General features: G+C 68.3%; 2 protein-coding genes. One reads left to right on the forward strand and one right to left on the reverse strand.

The features are described from left to right. Positions 1–9: 9 nt before the first annotated feature. Entirely contained in the window at positions 10–1,320 is a 1,311-nt protein-coding gene (locus OWR29_RS02405; RefSeq protein WP_267560612.1) for a lysine N(6)-hydroxylase/L-ornithine N(5)-oxygenase family protein, read from the reverse strand. A gap of 141 nt (positions 1,321–1,461) precedes the next feature. On the opposite strand from OWR29_RS02405, the gene OWR29_RS02410 reads away from it, so the two are divergent. Further along, entirely contained in the window at positions 1,462–2,406 is a 945-nt protein-coding gene (locus OWR29_RS02410; protein ID WP_267560613.1) for a methionyl-tRNA formyltransferase, read from the forward strand. The last annotated feature ends 69 nt before the right edge of the window (positions 2,407–2,475 follow it).

Consider the following 2,475-nt stretch of genomic DNA (forward strand, 5'->3'; position numbering starts at 1 on the left):
GACCGCCTTTCAGGAGACGCCGAGAGACGTACGGGCCGGGGCCGTGATCGAAGCGAGGATGTCGCCCGACCGCACCGCCGACGTCGACAGCAGCGAGGCCGTGATGCCGTGGGTGTGCTCGGTGCCGCCCTGCAGATAGATGCCGGCCGCCATGCTGTCGTCGGTGCGGATGCGGTAGTCGCGGTCGACCAGGGCCCGCCCGAACTCGTCCCGCGCACACCGGTCGGCCACCTCGCCGAGCAGCGGGAACGGGTCGACCGGGGCGTACCCGGTGGCGCAGACCAGCACGTCGGCGTCCAGCGTGGTCACCTCGCCGGTGGTCAGCATCTCGACGTCGACCGCCACGTGGTCCACGTCCTCGCGGGCGCCGGCCAGCCGGGACATGTTGAGCAGCCGCAGCCGGCTCACCCCGGCCACCCGCTCCCGGTAGACCCGGCGGTAGAGGTCTTCGATCAGGTCGTTGTCCACCACCGAGTAATTCGTGTTGCTGTGATAGTTCATCAGCATGGTCTTGACCTCGGCCGGGGCGTCGAAGAAGTCGTCCACGGCGGCCGGGTCGAAAATGCGGTTGGCGAAAGAACTGTCATCGGCCGGGCTGTAGCCGTAGCGCGAGAAGACCCCGCACACCTCGGCTGTGGGAAATTTCTCGTGCAGGAAAGCCGTGATCTCAGCCGCACTCTGACCGGCCCCGACCACCACGAATCGGTCCGCCTTCTCGACCCGGCCCACGTTGGTGAGCAGGTCGCGGCTGTGCCACACGCGCTCGCCGAGGTGCACCCCGGACGGCAGGATCGGCCGCAGACCCGTGGCCACCACCAGGTTGCGGGCCCGGCACGAGGTGACCAGGCCGTCCGCGTCCCGCGCGAGCACGTCGAACGCCTCGATCACGCCGTCACGGATCACCGGGACGACCTCGGTCACCTCACAGCCGTACCGGACCACGTCGCCCACCTTGGCCGCCGCCCACTCCAGGTAATCGTGGAACTCGACGCGCAGTGGGAAGAACGTCTTGTGGTTGATGAAGTCGATGAGCCGGCCGCGGTCCTGCAGGTAGCACAGGAAGCTGTAGCGGCTGGCCGGGTTGCGCAGGGTGACCAGGTCTTTGAGGAACGACACCTGCATGGTGGCGTCCTCCAGGAGCATGCCGCGGTGCCAGCCGAAAGCGGCCTGACGCTCGAAGAACGCGGCCGTGACGGGGTTCGCGGGGGTGTCGTCGTTGTGCTCCTGGACGGCGATGGCCAGAGCCAGATTGGACGGACCGAAACCCACTCCCACCAGGTCGTAGACCGGGATATCGCGCTGCGGGCCGTTCGGTGACATCGGCAGTCCTCGTGGTCGGTGTCGAGTGTGTCGACACGTGCGTCAAGGGGTTCGGCTTCCCCTCCTAGTCGGCGGAAGCGAGGTTAGACTAACCTAACTTTCGCGGGCCTCGATGGGCCAGCCGAAGGGTCAGGAGGAGCCGTGCGGGTTGTCATGTTCGGGTACCAGACGTGGGGTCATCGCACCCTGCAAGCGCTGCTGGACTCGGAGCACGAGGTCACACTCGTCGTCACCCACCCGAAGAGCGACCACGCCTACGAGCGCATCTGGAGCGATTCGGTGGCCGACCTGGCCGCCGAGCACGGCATCCCGGTCGAGACGCGCGACCGGCCGGACGACGACCTGCTGGTGCCGCTCAAAGAGGCCGCGCCCGACGTCATCGTGGCCACCAACTGGCGTACGTGGATCCCGCCCCAGGTCTTCGAGCTGCCCCGGCTGGGCACGCTCAACGTGCACGACTCGCTGCTGCCCAAGTACGCCGGCTTCTCGCCGCTGATCTGGGCCCTCATCAACGGCGAGAGCGAGGTCGGGGTGACCGCCCACATGATGGACGGCGAACTCGACGCGGGCGACATCGTGCTGCAGCGCTCGGTGCCGGTGGGTCCGCGCGACACCACCACCGACCTGTTCCACAAGACGCTCGAGCTGTTCGGTCCGATCACTGTTGACGGGCTGGCGCTGATCGAGTCGGGGCGTACGGACTGGACGCCGCAGGACAGGTCGCAGGCCAGCTTCTTCCACAAGCGGTCGGACGAGGACAACCGGATCGACTGGACGTGGACGGCCGAGGAGCTCGACCGCCTTGTGCGGGCCCAGTCCGACCCGTACCCCAATGCCTATACCTTCCACAACGGGCAGCGCCTGCGCATCGTGGCGGCGCGCGTGTCCAAGGGCATCTACGGCGGCACGCCCGGCCGCATCTTCTACCGCGAGGACGACGCCGTCGTGATCGTGGCGGGCGCCGAGGCCCGTCGCGGCACGAGCCACGGCCTGGCCGTCGAGCGGGTCCGTCTTGACGACGGCACCGAACTCGGCGCCGGCGAGTACTTCCGCTCCATGGGCGGATACCTCACCCAGCACCCCTGACGCCAGATCCCACGACAGGCCGGTGGCGGGTGCCACCCGGCCCGCTTCACCCTGACCGGGAGTGACTTC

Origin of the sequence: Paractinoplanes pyxinae (genome assembly GCF_026626335.1) — a bacterium.
Taxonomy (GTDB): domain Bacteria; phylum Actinomycetota; class Actinomycetes; order Mycobacteriales; family Micromonosporaceae; genus Actinoplanes; species Actinoplanes pyxinae.

Excerpts from the sequence above, each read along its gene's own strand:
- OWR29_RS02405 (WP_267560612.1), bottom strand. The coding sequence starts at position 1,320 with ATGTCACCGAACGGCCCGCAGCGCGATATCCCGGTCTACGACCTGGTG.